Below are 17865 nucleotides of genomic sequence, written 5' to 3'. Positions count from 1 at the left end.
TATGAGAAAGACGGTGCGATGAAAGAGGCGGAAGCGAAATGGCTGAGAACCTATGAGCCGCGCTCTTACCCGCCTGTGGGCGTGACGGTCGACCTCGTCATCCTGACGATCCGCGACAAGGAGCTCCACGTGCTGCTCATCGAACGCGGCGAGCCGCCGTTCGAGGGCGAGTGGGCGCTCCCCGGCGGGTTCGTGCAGCCTGACGAGGACCTGCCCGAGGCCGCCGCCCGTGAACTGAGAGAGGAGACCGGCCTCAAGCAGACCGATCTCGACCGTGTCTACCTGGACCAGCTGAAGACCTTCGGCAAGCCCGGCCGCGACCCGCGCCCCCTGCGCGTGTTCACGGTGGCCTACCTGGCCTTCGCCCCCCAGGTGCCCGAACCCGTCGCCGGCACCGACGCCAAGAACGCCGCGTGGATGTCCCTGGCTGCCACCAGAGACATGAAGCTCGCCTTCGACCACGCCGCGATCCTGGCCGAGGGCGTCGAACGGGCCCGCAACAAGCTGGAGTACAGCTCGCTCGCCACGTCGTTCGTGGGGCCGGAGTTCACCATCTCCGAGCTGCGCAACGTCTACGAGGTCGTGTGGGGAGAGCAGCTGCACCCGGGCAACTTCCACCGGAAGGTGATGTCGGTCGACGGCTACGTCGAGGAGACCGGCCGCACCACCGAGCGCGGGGGAGAACGTGGGGGCCCCCGTGCCCGGCTCTACCGGTGGGGCGGCGCGACCCAGCTGCATCCGGCGTTACTGCGCCCGTCCGAGACCACCTAGAGAAGCCACCGAACACTCGAAGCCACCGATGAGGAGTCACCGCACATGGGATGGGGCCACTGGTCCGACGATGAGTTCGAGGCCGCGCAGACCTACCGGGAGCAGCGCGGATTAGCCGCCTTCGGGCACAACGAGGCGATGCGCAACCAGCCCCGCCACACCTGGCGGGTGCACCAGGCGCTCGACCCCTACAACGTGAGGGTCCGGGAGGCGCGCGACTCCCAGGAACACCCCGAGAGCGTCGCCGTCGCCGTCTTCTTCGACGTCACCGGTTCGATGCAGCGGGTCCCCCGGCAGTTGCAGGAGCGCCTGCCGAGCCTGCTCTCCACGGTCACCGCGCTCGTCCCCGACGCCCAGATCCTCTTCGGCGCCGTCGGCGACGCGACCTGCGACCGCGCGCCCCTCCAGATCGGCCAGTTCGAGTCCGACAACCGCATGGACGAGGACCTGCGCCGCATCCTCCTGGAGGGCGGCGGGGGCGGCGGCATGCAGGAGAGCTACGAACTGGCCCTCTACTTCCTGGCCCGGCACACCGCGCTCGACTGCCACGAGAAGCGCGGCGTGAAGGGGGTCGCCTTCGTCATCGGCGACGAGATGCCCTACCCGACGGTGGCCGGCCACCAGGTCGCGACCCTGTTCGGGGAGTCCATGGTCAAGGACGTCCGCACCGAGACCGTGATCAAGGAGGCCGCCCGCACCTGGGACATCAACATGATCATCCCTGGCGGCACCTCCCACGCGGGCGACCAGCAGGTCAGCGGCCTGTGGCGCACGCTTCTCGGCGACCGCGTGATCGAGCTCGACGACATCTCGTCGATCTGCGACACGATCGCGCTCACCGTGGTCGACCGCGTCATGTCCCAGAAGGCCCACTAGCGAGAGTGGAGGCCACCATGGAAGACCACGTGATCGTCGCCGACCTCGGATACGGCGACGCGGGCAAGGGCACCATCGTCGACTACCTGTGCTCCCGGCACGCCAACGTCAGGGCCGTCGTCCGCTACAACGGCGGCGGCCAGGCGGGCCACAACGTCGTCACCCCCGACGGCCGTCACCACACCTTCGCCCAGTTCGGCGCGGGCACCTTCTGGGGCGTGCCGACGTTCCTGTCGAAGTTCATGATGGTCGACCCGATCCGGCTGGCCAGCGAGGCCAACCACCTGCGCGCGCTCGGCGTGCACCGGCCGTTCGACCTGCTGACCGTCGACCCCGAGGCGCTGGTCACCACGCCGTTCCACATGCGCGTCAACCAGTTCCGGGAACGTTCCCGGGGTGACCGCCGCCACGGTTCGTGCGGCATGGGCGTCGGCGAGACGGCGTCCTACGCGATCGACAACCCGGGCTCGGCCATCCGGGTCGCCGACTGCGGCAACCTCCGGGCGCTGAAGCCGCTGCTGCGGCGGCTGCGCGACTGGGCCTCGGCCGAGATCGGGCAGCCGATCAGGATGCCGTCGGTCGACGACGTCGCCGAGGCCTACCGCCAGTTCGGCGCGACCGTGCACACCGGGCGGCTGCCCTCGGGCGGGCCGCTGATCTTCGAGGGCGCCCAGGGCGTGCTGCTCGACGAGTGGCACGGCTTCCACCCCTACACGACCTGGTCGACCACCACGTTCACCAACGCGTTCGAACTGCTCGGCGAGGCCGGCCTGGACGACGCGAAGCGGCTGGGCGTGGTCCGGACGTACATGACCCGGCACGGCAACGGCCCGTTCGTGACCGAGGACCCGACCCTCCACCTGCCCGAGCGCCACAACATGACCGGCGAGTGGCAGGGCCCGTTCCGCACCGGCCACCTCGACCTCGTCGCGCTCCGCTACGCCGCCCGCGTCTGCGGCGGCGTCGACGAGATCGCGGTGACCCACCTCGACGTGGCCGAGGAGCACCCCGAGCTCAAGGTCTGCCGCGAGTACGCCGACGGCCTGACCCTGGTGCCCGGCGGCGGGCTGGAGCACCGCGCCCGGGAGTCCGAGCGCCTGCTCACCGCCCGCCCGATCCTGTCGGCCGCGCCCGAGTCGTGGGCCGGGCTGGTCGCGCAGGAACTCGACGCCGACGTCACGATCCGGTCGAGCGGGCCGACGTGGCTCGACAAGAAGGTGCGCCGGTCGGCCGCGGCCCGCCGCTAGCCCGGGAAGGCCGTGGCGACCGCCACGAGCTCCCCGCCGAGGAATCCCTCGGCCCTGACCTGCTCACCGGTGCCCGGCAGGGTGAGGCTGCCGGCCCCGGGGGCGACGTCGACTGAGCCACGGGGGCGTCCGTCGACGTACACGTCGACCCGGTCGAGGCCGAGGGTGTCGAAGTGGGCGACGAGCGCGTCGTCGCCCGGGACGACACCCAGCCGGAGCCGCCGCTTCGGCAGCTTGGCGAGTTCGCGCCCGGCCGTCTCCATCAGGTCGGGGTTGCCCTCCAGCACGTCGGCGACGGTGAGCCGGTGGCGGACCGACGGCACCACGCCGAGGTCCTCCAGCGGGGTCCCGGCCGAGTCGCCCACCCGCAGGGTGCGCCTGATCGCCACGCTGATCTCGGCGCCCGCCGGCAGCGGCTCGTAGGGGCTGCCGGGCACGTCGCGCAGGTCGTCGAGCAGGTCGGCCTGGCCGACCACGTTGGCGCCGCCCGCGCCGGTGTTGTCGTCGACGCCGATGATCGTGCCGATGGCGTGGTCGGCGAACCCGGCGGCGAAGATGTCGGAGGTCGAGTAGCAGCGCGCGTCGGTGATCAGCACGACCGGGCCGTGGTAGAACTGCCCGAACGCGTTGACGATCTCCTCCGAGCTGAGCGGGAAGGCGTCGGAGTAGACCGCGCCCGTCTCGACCGACAACTCCAGCGACCGGCGCCAGCGCGCGTAGTCGGGGGTGTGCCTGGCCAGCAGCAGGTTCAGCGGCGAGCTCACCATCTGGGCCGGTTCGGGCTGGACGCGGCGGTGGGTGAGGAACTGGAGCAGGATCTCCCCGGCCAGGATGTGGCCGCCCGGGTTGCTCCGGATGTCGATGATCAGCCCGTCCTCCGGCAGCGACGTGATGATCCGCGCGAACGCCTCGACGTGCGCCTGCAGCGCGGCTGCGAACTGGGCCTGCGAGGTGAACTCGCCGAGGCTGAAGCCGGTGATGCGGACGTGCCCGAACGTGCCCGACGCCGTCTCGACGGGCCGCCAGAGGAAGATGCCGGTCGCGGTGTAGTTCGACGGCCCAGCGCCCTCGAACAGGAAGCTCCTGATGGACGCCAGCTGCTCGCCCTCGATGTCCACGCCGCGCGGCGCGTCGCCGCCGACCGGGGCGGCCGGTGTGATCCGGCGCAGCACCAGCCACGGCATGCGCAGCTCCTGGGGCTTGCCGTCGAGGTCGACGTACGAGACGACGACCCACTCCTCGTCGGGCGGCAGGTGCCCGGCGAGCGACCGCTGGGTCAGCGACTCGAGCCCGCGCGCGTGCCGGGCGGCCAGGTTGCCGCCCGCGTAGCGTTCGCCGTTGACGTCGGCGGCCCTTCCGATCGGCGTGCCGTTCCAGTGCGTGACCGTGACGCCGACCTTGAGGTCGCCGCCGACGGGCAGGAGGCCGGCGTTGACCTGGGTGACGAGGTAGCGGTCGCCGGCCTGCTCGATGCGGAACGGCAGGAACGCGGCCGCGTCGGCGAACGGCTTGGGCAGCTGGTAGCCGGTGTGCAGGTCGCGTACCGAGTGGAAGATCGACTGGAGCTCGAAGTGGAAGGCCCACTCGGGGTCGGGGGTCTCCTGGCGGCTAAGCCGCGCCGCGAGCAGCCGGAGCCGCTGGACGGGGTTGACGCCGTGCATGGCGACCTTGAGCGGCAGGTGGGCGAAGTTCTGCTCGAACACGACCAGGGCCTGCCGGACGATCAGCCGCCGCTGGTCGAGGGTGAGCGTGCCGGCCGTGGCCAGGAAGTCGGCCAGGGTGCCGGGCACGACGGTCCAGACGGGCTGCGGGGCGGCGGCCTCGGGTTGTGGATCCTCGGCGGCGGCGGTTAAGACGGCCTTTACGTCCATACAAGGCTCCTGGTGGCCTTCGGAAGGAATGTCGGAAGTCCACCATGGCCCCCGAGAACGGTCCAGGGGAGAGTAGGGGGCTACTCAGCGGCCGGCCGGAGCCCGTCCAGGGCGGTCTCGACGACGGCGTCGGCGTATTCGGCGGTCAGCGGCCCCTCGCGGTGCAGCCACCGGTTCTTCAGCGGCCCCCACAGGAGGTCGACGGCCACGTCGAGGTCGACGCCGGGCCCGATCTGTCCCGCCCGCTGAGCCTTGCGGAGGCGGCGGCGCTTGATCTCCCGCATCGGCTCGTCGAGGCGTTCGGCGAAGTCGGCGGCGAGGGCCGGGTCGAGCAGGATCTCGATCGCCAGGGCGCGCATCGGCTCGCTGTAGCGCGGCTCGTTCAGTTCGGCGACGGTGGCCCGGAGCACGGTCTTCAGGTCGGCTTCGAGATCGCCCGTGTCGGGCAGGTCGGCGGGCTCGTCGGTGGGGCCTTCGGCGAGCATCAGCAGCGCGTCGAACAGCACCGCCCCCTTCGACGGCCACCACCGGTAGATGGTCTGCTTGCCCGCCCCGGCGCGGGCGGCGATGGCCTCGATGCTCAGGCGGGCGTAGCCGACCTCGCCGGCCAGGTCGAGGGCGGCGGTGAGGATCGACCGGCGGGCGGCCTCGTTGCGCCGCGCCGCGTCGGGCGCCTTTCTCTGCGTCGTCATGGCAGAAGTGTAGACGAGACGGACCGTCTCGTATTACAGTCAGGCAAGCCGAGACGGTTCGTCTCGCCTAACCTCAGGAGAACACCATGACCGTTGATCGTGTGTGGTTCGTCACCGGAGCGAGCCGGGGCCTCGGCCGGGCCTTCGCCGAGGCCGCGCTCGCCGCGGGCGACCGCGTCGTCGGGGCGGCCCGCACCCTCGCCCCGCTGGAGGAACTGGCCGCCGAGCACGGCGACCGGTTCCTCGCCCTGCAACTCGACGTCACCGACCGCGCGGCCGTCCGGGCCGCCGTCGACGAGGCGGTGCGGCGCATGGGCCGCCTCGACGTCGTCGTCAACAACGCCGGCTACCTCGCCATGGGCATGCTGGAGGAGTTCGGCGAGGCCGACGCGCGGGCCCAGATGGAGACGAACTTCTTCGGCCCCCTCTGGGTCGGCCAGGCCGTGCTGCCGCACCTGCGCGCCCAGGGGAGCGGCCACATCCTGCAGATCTCCAGCATCGGCGCGCTGGGCGGCTTCCCGCTCACGGGCATGTACAGCGCGAGCAAGTTCGCCCTCGAAGGCATGAGCGAGGCGCTGGCGGCCGAGGCCGAGGCGTTCGGCGTCAAGGTCACCATCGTCGAGCCCGGCGGCTACTGGACCGACCTCTACACCACCGGGCTGGTCACGACCGAGCCCATGGACGTCTATGCGCCGCTCCGCGCCGAACTGGAGAAACGCTTCGCCGAGGGGTCCGTCGACAGCCTGCCGGAACTCGCTGCGAAGGCCGTCATGACGCTCGTCGACAGCGACGACCCGCCGCTGCGGCTGCTGCTCGGCAGCATGGTCTACGACCTCGCCTTCGACGTCTCCCGTCGGAAGATGGAGACCTGGGCGGCCTGGGAGGAGGTCAGCCGCGCCGCGGAGCAGGCGGTGCCGTTTTCTGCTACGCATGCGGGATGCAGCGAATGACACCTCTCATCGGCGAGTGGGCCGTCACGACCGCCCTCCCCGGCGGTCAGGTGCTCGGCCGGGTCAGGTCGGAGTTCACCTGGCTCGACGACCGGTTCGTCGTCCAGCGCACCGACGTCTTCCCCGGCGACCAGGGCATGCCCGAGTTGTTCCCCGTGGTCTGCGTCTACGGCCCCGACGACGGCACCGGGCGGCTCACCCAGCTCTACTCCGACGGACGGGGCGTGCACCGGGTCTACCAGTGCACCTTCGACGACGGCGTCTGGAAGATGTGGCGCGACCAGCCCGGGTTCGCCCAGCGCTTCACCGCCACCCTCGACGGCGACGTCGTCGAGGGTGGCTGGGAGCTCGCGCAGGAGGAGGGCGTCTGGCGGCCCGACCTGTCGATCAGGTACGAGAGAGCCGGTCGGCCAGCCTGATCGGCTCGGGCAGCCGGAACACCGGGGCCAGCCGCAGCACCTGGTCGCACGCGTTGCCGAGGCTCATCCGGTGCCCCTGCGACACGTAGACCGGCTTCACCCCGGCCCGGGTGCGCAGGGCCCGGCCGACCGTCTCGCCGTCGAGCACGATCGGCGTCCACGACCCGCGCTCGTCGGCGGGGGTCTCGTGGGTCCCGACGAACGCCGTCTTCGCCACCCCGATCGCCGGCAGCCCGGTCAGCACGCCCAGGTGGCAGGCCAGCCCGAACCGGCGGGGGTGCGCCACCCCGTAGCCGTCGCAGACCAGCAGGCCCGGCGTGACCGACAGGCGGGAGAGCGCCGTCAGCAGGGGCGGGATCTCGCGGAACGCGAACAGCCCCGGCACGTAGGGGAATCTGGCCTGCTCGCGGGCCACCGCCTGGTCGACGACGTTCAGGTCGGCGTCGAGCACCACCACGGCTCCGGTGACCGTGCCGTCGGCCGCGTAGCCCACGTCGAGCCCGGCCGTGAGGCCGATCTCGGCGGGTCCTTCCGAGGTCAGATCGGCGAGCGGGCGCAGGCGCGACTGGATCGCCTCCGCTTCGGCGACGGTGGCCGGTTCGTCCCAGGTCATCCCCACGAGGCCCACCGTAGACTGCCGGAATGACACGAGCGGGAGGTACGCGTGCGGCGCTGCTCGACGCAGCGCTCGCGGTGTTCGACGAGCGTACCTATGGCGACACCCCGGTGGCCGTGGTGGCCGACCGGGCGGGGGTGTCGGTGGGCACCCTCTATCGGTACTTCCCCAGCAAGGAGGCGCTGGGCAACGCCGTCTACCGGCTCTGGAAACAGCGGCTGGCCGAGCGGATCGCGGCCGAGCGGCCGGCTGAGGCGTCCTACGCGGGCACGTTCGCGGCGATCTTCCACGCGTTCGTCGGGTTCGCCGCCGACCACCCGGAGGCGTTCGCGTTCCTCGAACTGCAACAGCACGAGAGCTACCTCGACGTCGACAGCCGGACCGCCTCGGCGTCGGTCGACGGGATGGCGGTGGAGTTCGTCTCCGAGGGGCAGAAGGCGGGGGAGATCCGGTCCGGCGATCCGCAGATGCTGGTCGCGCTCGTCTACGGCGCACTGGTCGGGCTGGTGAAGGCGCGGCGCGCGGGGCTGCTGCTGACCGCCGCCGACCTGTCGGCGGCCGAGGCGGCCACGTGGGCGCTGCTTGACATACCGGGCGGAGCGGAGTGAACATTCACTCCGGATAAGAGCCGAAGGGAAGCCCCTCCATGCGCCTGACGTTCAACGGCAGTCCCCGCGAGCACGACCCCGGCCCCGGCGACACCGCCGCCGACGTGATCAGGACCGCGTTCGGGGCCACCGGCACCAAGGTCTCCTGCGGCGCCGGGGTGTGCGGGGCCTGCACGATCCTCGTCGACGGCGAGGCGCGGGTGTCGTGCCTGCTGCCCGCCGCCCGTCTCGACGGGACCGAGGTCACCACCGTCGAGGGGGTGGGCGGTGACCATCCCGTCCAGCGGGCCTTCGTCGAGTGCGACGCGCTCCAGTGCGGCTTCTGCACGCCGGGCTTCGTGACCGAGGCCGTGGCCTTCCACGACCGGTGGCGCAAGGACCACGAGGGCACGCCCTTCCGCGAGGAGGTCGCCGACGCGCTGACCGGCCACCTGTGCCGGTGCGGGGCCTACGAGAACATCCTCACCGCCGTCCAGGAGGCGTGCGCGGGCACGTTCGACGACCGCGAGCCGGTGCCCGCCCGGGTCGAGGCCCCGGCGAAGGTGACGGGCGCGGCCGAGTACACGGTCGACGTGACCCTTCCCGGCATGCTGCACGGGGTGATCGTGCGCTCCCGGCTTCCGCATGCACGCGTGATGGTGACATTTCCGGATGCGCCTGGTGGGTCGGCGTCCGCGCCTCCGCCCGGAAAGCCGTCTGGGGTCGCGGGTTTCGTGCGGCTTCTCCACGGTGACGTCGTCCGGTACACCGGGCAGCCGATCGCGGCCGTCGCCGCCGAGACGCCCGCCCTGGCGCGGGAGCTCGCTAAAACCGTCACGGTCGACTACGTGGAACTGCCCTCCGTCGTCGACCCCGAGGAAGCCCGGCGCGACGGCGCACCGGTGATCTTCGAAGACGCCGCCGCGCAGAAGAGCGCGCCCTCCAGCGCCGAGGGCGCCGGGTTCCCGGCGCGGTGGCGGGGCAACGTCCGGTCCGGCTACGCCTCCGCCTGGCGCGGGCGCACCGCGCGGCGGCGGCTCGACGCCGCCGAGGAGCGGAACGCGCCCGGCTACTTCGCCGCCACGTTCACCACCTCAGGTCAGTCGCACACCGCGCTCGAACCGCACGCCTCGGTCGCCGACTGGCGGCCCGACGGGCTGACGCTCTACACCTCCACCCAGGCGCTCCCGCACCTCAAGGCCGCCGCCGCCAAACGCTGGAACCCGCCGAAGGTCGAGGTCGTCGCCCACCACGTCGGCGGCGGGTTCGGCGCGAAGCTGGGCCTGGGCACCGACGCCGTCGCCGCCGTCGAGCTCTCCCGGAAGCTGGGCCGCCCGGTCAGGGTCGCGATGTCCCGCGCCGAGGAGCTCACCGACACCGGCTACCGGCCCGGCACCCGCTCGGAGCTGCGCATGCTCGGCACCCCGACCGGCGGGCTGGCCGCGATCACCCTCGACGTCTCGGGCCACGGCGGCGTCTCGACCGGCTCCATGGTCGCGACCCTGGGCCTGCTCATGTACGGCTTCGGCCCCCGCCACGTCCGCGACCGCGACGTCATCGCCAACGCGCCCCCCGCCAGCCCCTTCCGGGGACCGGGCGGACCGCCGTTCGCGTGGGCGGTCGAGCAGGGCGTCGACGCCATCGCCCACAAGCTCGGCGCCGACCCGCTCAAGCTCCGGCGCACCTGGGACGGCAACCGCCGCCGCCGCGCCCTCTACGAGATCGCCGGCGACCTGCCGCTGTGGCGCGACCGGCCGACCGCACCCCAGACCGGCCGCTACCGGCGCGGCGTCGGGGCCGCCGCGGCCAACTGGATCTACACCGCCGACCTCGACACCAAGGTCGAGCTCACGGTGCGCGACGGCCGGATCGTCGCCCGGACCGCCACCCAGGACATCGGCACCGGCGTCCGGACCGTCATCCGCAACACGATCAGGGAGGTCTTCCCCGACGCCGACATCGTCGTCGAGCTCGGCCACTCCGACGCGCCCCACGGCCCGGTGGCGGGCGGCAGCCGGTCGACGGCCTCGGTCGGCCCGGCCGCCCGCGACGCCGCCGGAAAACTCGCCGCCCACCTCGGCGGCAAGCCCGTGGCCGAGGCCGAGGGCACGACCGTGGTCGGCGAACGGCCCAAGGACCGGCGCGGCTCCGCGGTCCCGGTGTCGATGGACCACCTGCGGATCGGCCGGGGGCTGGCGGGAGCCGTCCACATCACCGAAGTGGAGGTCGACACCCTCCTCGGCCACACGCGGGTCACCCGGGTGTGGGGCGGCGTCGCCGTCGGCGCGATCTACAACCGGGCCGCCGCCCTCAACCAGTGCGAGGGCGGCATCGTGCAGGGCATCGGCTACGCCCTCTACGAGGAGCGGCTCACCGACCCGCGCACGGGTGTGGTCCTGTCGGCGAACCTGGAGGACTACCGGCTGCCGGGCGTCAAGGACACCCCCGAGATGACCATCCACTTCCACGAGGACGGCTGGGACCACGTCCCGGGCGGCGGCATCGGGCTCGGCGAGGTGTGCACCGTCTCGGTCGCCGCCTCGGTGGGCAACGCGGTCTTCAACGCGACCGGCTTCCGCCCGCTCGACCTGCCCATCCGCCCCGACCGCCTGCTCGAAGGGATGCCCCGATGACCGAATACCTGGCGGGCGGCACCGACCTGATGGAACGCCGCCTGTCGGGCCGCTCGACCGGCCCGATCGTCGACCTGTACGACCGGGGCCTCCGGTCGATCGAGACCACCGGCGACGGCGGCTTCCGCATCGGCGCGATGGTCACCGTCGACACCCTGGCGACCGACCCCGCCCTGACCGCCGCCTACCCCGCCCTCGCCCTGACGGCCGGCGCGCTGGCGACGCCGCAGATCAGGCGGGCCGCCACGGTCGGCGGGGTGCTGCTCCAGCGCACCCGCTGCCGCTACTACCGCAACGAGCACTACGAGTGCCTGAAGACCGGCGGCGAGGGCTGCCCGGCACGCGGCAACCCGGGGGAGCGCGCCGTCGTGCTCGACCTCGGGCCGTGCGTCGCGCCCCACCCGTCGTCGGTGGCGATGGCGCTGCTCACCTACGACGCCGTCGCGGAGATCGAGAACCGGCCCTCGACGCCGGTGGCCGCCCTCTACGGCGACGGCGCCCGCGACCACCTGCTCGACCCGTCCGACCTGCTCACCGCGGTGACCCTGCCGCCGCCCGTCGAGGGCGAACGCGCCGGGTACAAGCGGGCCATCGGCCGCGCCTCGGCCGAGTGGCCGCTGGCCGAGGCGGTCGCCCACCTGACCGTGCGCGACGGCGTCGTCACCCGGGCCGGGGTGGCCGTCGGGGGAGTGGCGGCGGTGCCGCTCCGGCTGCCCGAGGTCGAGGCGGCGCTCACCGGCGAGGCCCCGTCGGAGGAGCTGTTCGCGCGGGCGGCCCGCCTCGACTGGACGCCGGCCTTCCCCGAGACGGCGTACAAGATCGGGCTGACCGCGACGCTGATCGGCGACGTGCTGGCTCAGGCCCTGTAGTTCTCCAGGTGGGCCAGGACCGCGTGGTTCGCGGCCCACCCGTCGGGGAACTTGATCGGCACGTTGAGCTGCACCCGGGGGCTCATCGGATGGTGGTCGAGCAGGTCGGCGATGCCCGCGCGGGCCACCACGACACAGGCGTGCCGGTGCCGCGAGGTCAAGACGCACAACCGCCCCGACTCCAGGTGGAACGCGGTCGCGTCGCGCCGCCCCGACAGCGGGTGGAGCACGATCGTGACGTCGTACTCGCGGCCCTGGAGCCGGTTTGCGGTGTCGACCGTGACGCCCTCGGGCGGCCCGGCCAGCTTCACCGCCGCGACCTGGTCGTTGTGGGCGCAGCCGATGGCGATCCGGTCGGGGGTCACCGGGTGGGAGCCGTGCTCGTCGTGGGCGACCGCGCCGCGCTGCACCATCCGCCGGGCGATCTCGGCGCACGCCTGCGCGGCCTCGGGGTCGGTGCGCACGGTGTGCCGGTTCGGCAGCTCGTAGAGCGCCCACCCGGTGGCGGCGGCCATCTCGACCGTACGGTCGAACGCCGAGCGCAGGCCCGGCACGGTCAGCTCCAGCCGCCGGGTGCCCTCCTCGGTGCCGGCCGTGAAGCCGCCCGCCGGGTAGAACGCCTCGGCCACCATCGGCGCGGCGCTGGCCGGCAGCCGCCACGACACCGGCAGCCGGTGGGTGCGCAGCCCGTTGAGCCGCTGGGTCACCGCGACGGCGCTCTGCAGCGGGTCCCACTTCAGGCCGGTCCACCGCTCGCTGTCGACCACGCTGAACGGGTCGAGCTGGCCCGGGTCGCCGACGAACAGCGCGTGCCCGTCGGCGAACAGCCGCGCGACCCCGAGGAGCTTGTCGGAGCGCATCTGGTAGGCCTCGTCGACGATCGCCCACTTCCAGCTCCGGTCGGCGACGTAGGCCCACTTGTCGGCGGTGGCGGTGACGACCTGGCAGGCGTCGACCTGGGCGATCTTACTGCCGGTGGTGACGGCGGCGTGGCGGCGCACCCGCTCGGGCGGGTCGAAGCCCTCGGCGTGCAGCCGCCCGACGCTCAGCTCGGGGGCGCGCCGGGCCAGCCGGTCGACCAGGTCGTCGACCTGCTCGTTGGTCTGGGCCACGATCATCAGCCGCTCGCCCTTGGCGGCGATGGCGGCGGTGGTCTCGACGACCAGCGTCGTCTTCCCGGCGCCGGGAGGCGAGTCGACCACCAGGCCCGGCGCGGCGGCGCTGGTGTAGTCGGCCAGGATGGTCTCGGTGGCCGCCCTGGCGGCCTCGGCGGGGGTCACGACCAGGGCTCCATCGCGTCGTCGTCGGTCGGCACGTATTCGGGCGGCGGGCCGCCGTGGGTCCACGGCGTCTCCTCGCGCGGCGGCAGGGGCGCGCGCCGCGACTCGCCGGGGTCGAGCTCGGTGTAGCAGATCACGGTCCCGACCCCGGGCACGCTGCCCTCGGCGGGCTGCCCGCCCCGGCCCATGCCGTCGTCGATCTGGACGGTCACCGTCGTCTCGGTGAGCTCGGCGATGGTCGCCGACTGACGCGGGCGGGAGGGCGAGCGCACCTTCTTGCCCTTCGACAGGCGTACCGGATCGGCGGTCTCGATCGTCACCAGGGGACGCGGCACCTCGCGTTTGCCGCCCGGCGGCACGATGCGCCGGGTGAGGTCGACGGCCACGACCTCGCCCGCGAACGCCACCCCGTCGGCGCGGTATTCGGCCATCACGAGCGGGTCGTCGAACGCGCGGGTCGCCTCGAACGACTGCTGCGCCGCCTCCAGCCGGGCCAGCCGCTTGGCCGCCGCGACCGCGCTGTCGCGCTTGCCCTGCGGCAGCCCGCCGCCGTCGATCCAGGCGCGGTGGAGGGCGACGTGGACGCGGTCGCGCTCCCAGCGCGCGGTCGCGCCGGGCGACTCCTTCAGCGCCGCGAGCAGCCCGATCGCCTGCCACATGCGGTCCCACGTGGGGCGCAGCTGGCCGTGCAGCGCCTCCTCGACCTGCCCGGCCGAGCCGGTCACGTCGTAGTGCTCGATCGCCTTCTGCAGCTCCTGCCGGTCGAACTCGGGATGGGTGTCGGGCCCGGCGGGCGGGGTCAGCGGGTCGTCGGCCAGCGCCGCCGCCTCGGGGCCGGTCAGGCCCTCGGGCGGGTCGATCCAGCCGAGCAGCGCGGCCAGGTCGCCGTCTTCGACCGCGCTCTGCCCGGTCACCCAGTGGGCGGTCAGCAGCTCGGTCATCGCCACCATCAGCGACGACCCGGCGAACTCGCTCTGCTCGGCCAGGAACGTCAACCACCGGCCCAGCATCGGCACCGCCGGGTCGACCGCGTAGGGACCGGTCGTACGCCGGAACCGCGAGGAGCGCCCCAGCTTGGCGGTGAACTCGACCCCGCCGGGGCTCGGCACCACGATCTGCGGCGCGTCGAGGCAGCGCTCGAACGGGGTCTTCGCCTCGACCGTCTCGACCTGCCGGGAGATCCGGTCGACGTAGGGCAGCAGCACCGCCCCCAGGTCGGCGAGGAACTGGAACCGCAGGTCGCGGTTGCGCGGCTGGGGCACCACGAGCAGCGTCGGCCGGGCGGGGTCGGTGCCGACCATCGCGCCGAGCGGCGCGGCGGCCTCACCGGCCAGCCGCAGCGGCACGAACACCATCGGCGCCTCGGCCAGGTGGACGTGGCGCACGGTGGCGCGCGGCAGCGCCCGCCCCCGCTCCCGCGCCCGCACCTTCACGTAGGAGTGGAGCAGGCTCACGCGACCGCCTCGTCGTAGAGGCGCGCGACGTGGCGGAGCCGTTCGGCGATCTCGGCCTGGTCGTCGGCCACCGGCTCGCCCGGCGTCGCCACCCGCAGCGCGGTCTGCATCGACTCGATGCCGCCCAGGTCGTCGCGGACGACGCGGCCCAGCGCGTCGAGATGCCCCAGGTCGTGGGCCTCGCGGCGGCACAGGTGCGACAACTCGCAGGCCGACAGGCACTGCGGCGCGTAGCGGGCCGGGATCGCGGCCACCGCGGCCTCGATCTCGGCCGCCGGCAGCGCGTCGACGTCGAGACTCAGGCGCTCGGGCAGCCGGTCGAGGATCGTGTCGATCCGGGTCAGCCGGGAGAGCTGCCGGGCGAGGGTGACGAGCTGGTGGCGCACGTCGACCGTGGTCGCCGTCGGCTCGTTGGTGAAGTCGCGCGGGCAGACCAGGATCACGTCGTGGGAGACCAGGTCGCGGCCGACGAGGTCGCGCAGCGCGTGGACGTAGACCGCCGCCTCGCGCGCCGCCGCCGACACCTTCGGGGTGTCGGCCTGGTCGTCGACGATCGCGAACGACTTGATCGCCACGATGTGGAACCGGCCGCCCAGCTGGAAGGCGATCACGTCGGGCTCCAGGTAGACCTGCGCGCCCGCGACGTCGAGCCGCAGCAGCGGCCGGTCGAGGATGGTCGCCCGGCCCCGGCCCTCGGCGGTCTGCCGGATGATCCGGCGGGTGTGCCCGTGCCGCGCGACGTGGCCCTCGTTGCCCCCGGCGTCTTCGAGGTTGACGTAGCCCGCCTCCTCGATCGGCAGGTCGAGCAGGGTGCGCAGCAGCCGCAGCAGGTGGGCCGCGCCGTTGGCCTTCACCAGGTCGGTGAACTGCTGGTTGCGCTGGATCGCGAACGGCGACTGGCCCCACCGGTCGTCGAACCGCAACCGGCGCATCAGCCGGGGCTTGTCGATGGCCGCGGCGTCGAGGACCGCCCGCCGGTCGCACGCCGGGTTCGCCGCCAGGGCGGCGATGCTGCGCGCGTTGTGATCCTGCCCCGGCGTCGTGCCCCGGATGGCGTCGAGCCGGTTCACGCCGACCTCACCGCCTTGACCCCCGAACCGAAGAGCCGCTCGACCGGCCCGAGCCGGTCGGCCGCCCGCGCGGCCGCCTCCCGCCTGTCCATCTGATCCCTCTCCTGGTGTACGGCCAGCTCCGCCCCCGCCGCGGCGATCACCTTGGCCGGATCGGCCGGTCCGAAGCCGTCGCCGGCCCCCGGGATGTTCTGCGCCAGCTGCCCCAGCAGCCGGAACGCGCCCGGCGAGGCGTCGTCGAGCCGCATCAGGTGCTCGGCGAGCCGGACGGCCGAGGTCAGGAAGTCGGTGCGCGGGCTCAGCGGCCCGATGATCCGCTGCGGCAGCGCCCACGTGCTGAGCGCCAGTAAACCCCGGGCCGGGGACAGCAGTTCGGAGGTCAGCGCCGCGCACAGGTAGTAGGGCCGGGCGCCGGGCGCCGACCGGTAGGACTTCTCCTCGTCCCGCCGGAGGCTGGTGAGCTGGGTGTTGGCCATCTGGCCGCCGAAGAACGACTCGTCGACCGCGACGATCATCTTGGCGGCGGTCGGGGCGCCGAGCAGGGTCAGCGCCCGGTGGACCTGTTCGCGTACCGGAACCAGCGGAGGCTGCGTCGCGGGCTGCTCGACCTCGGCGTCCCACTGACGCTCGGCCTCCCGCAGCCGGGCCCGCAGCGCCCGCGCCTCGGCGTGCCGCCCGGCCGCCGTCGCCTGCCGGATGGCTTTCCTCAGCTTCCCCATCTGTGCTTCCAGCCCGTCCAGATCCACGTTTCCGCACCTTAACAGCGGCCCCACGGAAAGCCAAGCTATTCCAGTTGCTTCCAGTAATTTCCAGTATTACATTTCCACAACTGAAGGAACCCGCGAGAAGGAAGACGACCCATGAGCCGCTGCCGCCCCCCGTTACCCCGGGCCGAACTCGACGCCCGCCTCGACGCCCGGATCGACACCCGCGCCGCCGGCGAGGCGGTGACGTGGTCGGTGGCCGTGCCGCCCGCCTGCCGCGCCGCGCACGCGCGGGCCGACCGCTTCCGCGTCAAGGTCGGCAGCGTGTCCGGCTGGCGTGACACGGTCGACGTCGCCTACCTGCTGCAGCGCGCCCTCCTCCAGCCCGCCGGCGCGAGGGTGGCCGCGCTCCGGTCGGGCGTCGTGCGCATGTACGCCGGCTCGAAGGACGTCGGCGGCGCCCGCGCGCTGGCCTGGCTCCAGGCCGTCATGGACGACCGCTGGGCTTTGATCGACGGCGACTGGCGGGAACTCGACCCCGAAAGGCTGACCGCCGCCCTGGCCGCCATCCGCCCCCTCTTCGGCGCCGGCCCCGGCCTGCCCGCCTGGCGTCCGGGGGAGCCGCCCCGCGTCTACGCCGCCAACGCCGGGAACCTCCGCCCCGACCTGCTCGCCCTGCCCGGCGGCGAACTCGGCGACCTGCTCACCGCCCAGGGCGACCTGGTCTATGTGACCACCCCCGCCGGTCTCGGCCCGGTCGTCGCCGCCGCCGCGACCGCCGCCCGCAGCCGGTTCACCGGCCCGGCGCGCCCCTCGCGGGTGGTCTTCGCGGTCCTGTCGGTCACCCCGATTCCGCCGGAGCGGCTGTTCCCGCTGGTCCGCCTGTCGCTCGCCGACGCCGCCCGCACGCTCGGCGACCTCGGGGTGGGCGTCGAGGTCGTCGTCCACCGTCCATAGCGACGATTCGCGTGCGACGATCGAGACCTCACCGACAAGGAGACAGTCATGCGCGATCGCACGAAGGCTCTGGTCATCTCCCTGCTGCTGGCCGTGGCCGCCCTGGGCGCCACCGTGGCCGCCGGCCCGGCGAACGTCGGCGTCCTGGCCGGGCACATCGCGGTCGACTGAGCCGCTGACGAGTGGATATACGCCCCGTATACGCTCTCGTGCCACGCTGGCCTCCCACCTCTGACGGGGGACCACCCATGAAGGAAAGAGCGATGAAGGGGCTGGCCGTTCTCGCGCTGACGGCCGGCGTCCTCGGGGCACTCAGCGCGCCCGCCGCGGCCGTCGAACCTGACGGCGGCGTCCTGATCAGCATCACCCTCACCGATCCCACCAAGTACTGGCAGACCCCCATCGTGTGCGGGAGCAACATGCACTGGGGCAATCCCGATTGCGCGAACGACAACCCTGATGGGGGCGCCGAGTGAACCTGAGGAAGGGCCGGAAGGCCGCCGTCGTGGCCGCGCTGGCGGCCGGAGCGATCGGGGTGTTCGGCGCGCCCGCCCTCGCAAAGCCGGGGCCGCTGCCGCCTCCGCCGTGCGATTACGCTGTCGGCTCCGACGAATGCGTAATCCCTCCGGACCCGAACATGCACTGGGGCAACGAACGCCCCAGCAACTGAACGGGCTCCCCTTCCCGACGGGGAATCATCATGAAGAGAGTTGTCAAAGCCGGACTGATCGTCTCCGCCCTGGTGATCGGCGCGCTCCAGGGCCTCGGCGGGCCGGCTTCGGCCGTTCCGTGGAACGAGGTCATCGGCAACGAGTGCCCCGAGAACATGCACTGGGGCAACGCCGACGGCTGCCCCTGACGGGCGCCGC

19 protein-coding genes are annotated in these 17865 nt (G+C 73.0%); 12 read left to right on the top strand and 7 right to left on the bottom strand.

All coding sequences use genetic code 11. The features are described from left to right. The first annotated feature begins 18 nt into the window (after positions 1-18). From AW274_RS01835 to AW274_RS01825, 3 genes are read left to right on the top strand one after another with little or no spacing between them, the layout of a single operon-like run. Positions 19-771, top strand: coding sequence for an NUDIX hydrolase (locus tag AW274_RS01835; RefSeq protein ID WP_062428675.1), 753 nt, complete (start codon positions 19-21; stop codon positions 769-771). A 45-nt stretch (positions 772-816) separates the two neighbouring features. After that, complete coding sequence (locus tag AW274_RS01830; protein ID WP_062428673.1) at positions 817-1647, top strand: hypothetical protein; 831 nt, start codon at positions 817-819, stop codon at positions 1645-1647. A 17-nt stretch (positions 1648-1664) separates the two neighbouring features. Continuing rightward, positions 1665-2894, top strand: a complete 1230-nt coding sequence (locus tag AW274_RS01825; protein WP_062428671.1) for an adenylosuccinate synthetase — start codon at positions 1665-1667, stop codon at positions 2892-2894. On the opposite strand, the gene AW274_RS01820 is transcribed toward AW274_RS01825, so the two are convergent. After that, a complete protein-coding gene (locus AW274_RS01820; RefSeq protein ID WP_062428669.1) occupies positions 2891-4765 on the bottom strand; it encodes a S41 family peptidase in 1875 nt (624 codons plus the stop codon). The genes AW274_RS01825 and AW274_RS01820 overlap by 4 nt on opposite strands. Positions 4766-4845: 80 nt before the next feature. After that, positions 4846-5457 (bottom strand): TetR/AcrR family transcriptional regulator, encoded by a 612-nt coding sequence (locus AW274_RS01815; RefSeq protein WP_062428667.1) that lies wholly within the window; start codon positions 5455-5457, stop codon positions 4846-4848. 86 nt (positions 5458-5543) lie between these two features. Between AW274_RS01815 and AW274_RS01810 the strand changes: the two genes are divergently transcribed. After that, positions 5544-6407: an SDR family NAD(P)-dependent oxidoreductase gene (locus AW274_RS01810; protein ID WP_062428665.1), complete on the top strand. Its 864-nt coding sequence runs from the start codon at positions 5544-5546 to the stop codon at positions 6405-6407. After that, positions 6404-6826, top strand: coding sequence for a hypothetical protein (locus AW274_RS01805; RefSeq protein WP_062428663.1), 423 nt, complete (start codon positions 6404-6406; stop codon positions 6824-6826). Before AW274_RS01810 ends, AW274_RS01805 begins: the two co-directional genes overlap by 4 nt. Here AW274_RS01805 and AW274_RS01800 read toward each other — a convergent pair. Beyond that, positions 6795-7439, bottom strand: coding sequence for an endonuclease V (locus AW274_RS01800; RefSeq protein WP_062428661.1), 645 nt, complete (start codon positions 7437-7439; stop codon positions 6795-6797). The two genes, AW274_RS01805 and AW274_RS01800, sit on opposite strands and share 32 nt — an antisense overlap. 29 nt (positions 7440-7468) lie before the next feature. Here AW274_RS01800 and AW274_RS01795 point away from each other — a divergent pair, with 29 nt between their 5' ends. Genes AW274_RS01795 through AW274_RS01785 form a run of 3 tightly spaced genes read left to right on the top strand, consistent with a single transcriptional unit; the run spans position 7469 to position 11531 of the window. Next, entirely contained in the window at positions 7469-8050 is a 582-nt protein-coding gene (locus tag AW274_RS01795; RefSeq protein ID WP_063813050.1) for a TetR/AcrR family transcriptional regulator, read from the top strand. A 38-nt stretch (positions 8051-8088) separates the two neighbouring features. Continuing rightward, positions 8089-10662 carry a molybdopterin-dependent oxidoreductase gene (locus tag AW274_RS01790; protein ID WP_062428658.1) on the top strand — a complete coding sequence of 858 codons (2574 nt, stop codon included), beginning with the start codon at positions 8089-8091 and terminating at the stop codon, positions 10660-10662. Then, positions 10659-11531 carry an FAD binding domain-containing protein gene (locus AW274_RS01785; RefSeq protein WP_062428656.1) on the top strand — a complete coding sequence of 291 codons (873 nt, stop codon included), beginning with the start codon at positions 10659-10661 and terminating at the stop codon, positions 11529-11531. Before AW274_RS01790 ends, AW274_RS01785 begins: the two co-directional genes overlap by 4 nt. Here the strand turns inward: AW274_RS01785 and AW274_RS01780 are convergent. The 4 genes from AW274_RS01780 to AW274_RS01765 are packed head-to-tail and all read right to left on the bottom strand — an operon-like array spanning position 11519 to position 16081. Further along, positions 11519-12811: an AAA domain-containing protein gene (locus tag AW274_RS01780; RefSeq protein ID WP_232319938.1), complete on the bottom strand. Its 1293-nt coding sequence runs from the start codon at positions 12809-12811 to the stop codon at positions 11519-11521. The genes AW274_RS01785 and AW274_RS01780 overlap by 13 nt on opposite strands. Next, on the bottom strand, positions 12808-14265 hold the full coding sequence (locus AW274_RS01775) for a hypothetical protein (RefSeq protein WP_062428649.1): 1458 nt from the start codon (positions 14263-14265) through the stop codon (positions 12808-12810). Before AW274_RS01775 ends, AW274_RS01780 begins: the two co-directional genes overlap by 4 nt. Beyond that, positions 14262-15335 (bottom strand): hypothetical protein, encoded by a 1074-nt coding sequence (locus tag AW274_RS01770; RefSeq protein WP_062428647.1) that lies wholly within the window; start codon positions 15333-15335, stop codon positions 14262-14264. The genes AW274_RS01775 and AW274_RS01770 overlap by 4 nt, the downstream gene beginning before the upstream one ends. After that, positions 15332-16081 carry a serine/threonine-protein kinase gene (locus tag AW274_RS01765; RefSeq protein WP_232319937.1) on the bottom strand — a complete coding sequence of 250 codons (750 nt, stop codon included), beginning with the start codon at positions 16079-16081 and terminating at the stop codon, positions 15332-15334. Before AW274_RS01765 ends, AW274_RS01770 begins: the two co-directional genes overlap by 4 nt. Before the next feature lie 114 nt (positions 16082-16195). On the opposite strand from AW274_RS01765, the gene AW274_RS01760 reads away from it, so the two are divergent. From AW274_RS01760 to AW274_RS39945, 4 genes are all read left to right on the top strand, one after another. After that, entirely contained in the window at positions 16196-16996 is an 801-nt protein-coding gene (locus AW274_RS01760) for a DUF6119 family protein (RefSeq protein WP_062428643.1), read from the top strand. A gap of 48 nt (positions 16997-17044) precedes the next feature. After that, entirely contained in the window at positions 17045-17167 is a 123-nt protein-coding gene (locus AW274_RS42530) for a hypothetical protein (RefSeq protein WP_269750525.1), read from the top strand. Positions 17168-17259: 92 nt separating this feature from the next. After that, positions 17260-17472 carry a hypothetical protein gene (locus AW274_RS01755; protein WP_062428640.1) on the top strand — a complete coding sequence of 71 codons (213 nt, stop codon included), beginning with the start codon at positions 17260-17262 and terminating at the stop codon, positions 17470-17472. A 224-nt stretch (positions 17473-17696) separates the two neighbouring features. Next, positions 17697-17855 (top strand): hypothetical protein, encoded by a 159-nt coding sequence (locus AW274_RS39945; protein WP_157519717.1) that lies wholly within the window; start codon positions 17697-17699, stop codon positions 17853-17855. Positions 17856-17865 lie beyond the last annotated feature (10 nt).

Origin of the sequence: Herbidospora daliensis (assembly GCF_001570585.1) — a bacterium.
GTDB lineage: Bacteria > Actinomycetota > Actinomycetes > Streptosporangiales > Streptosporangiaceae > Herbidospora > Herbidospora daliensis.
Note: the sequence above shows the minus strand (reverse complement) of the source record. Positions and strands in the feature narration are given on the sequence as shown.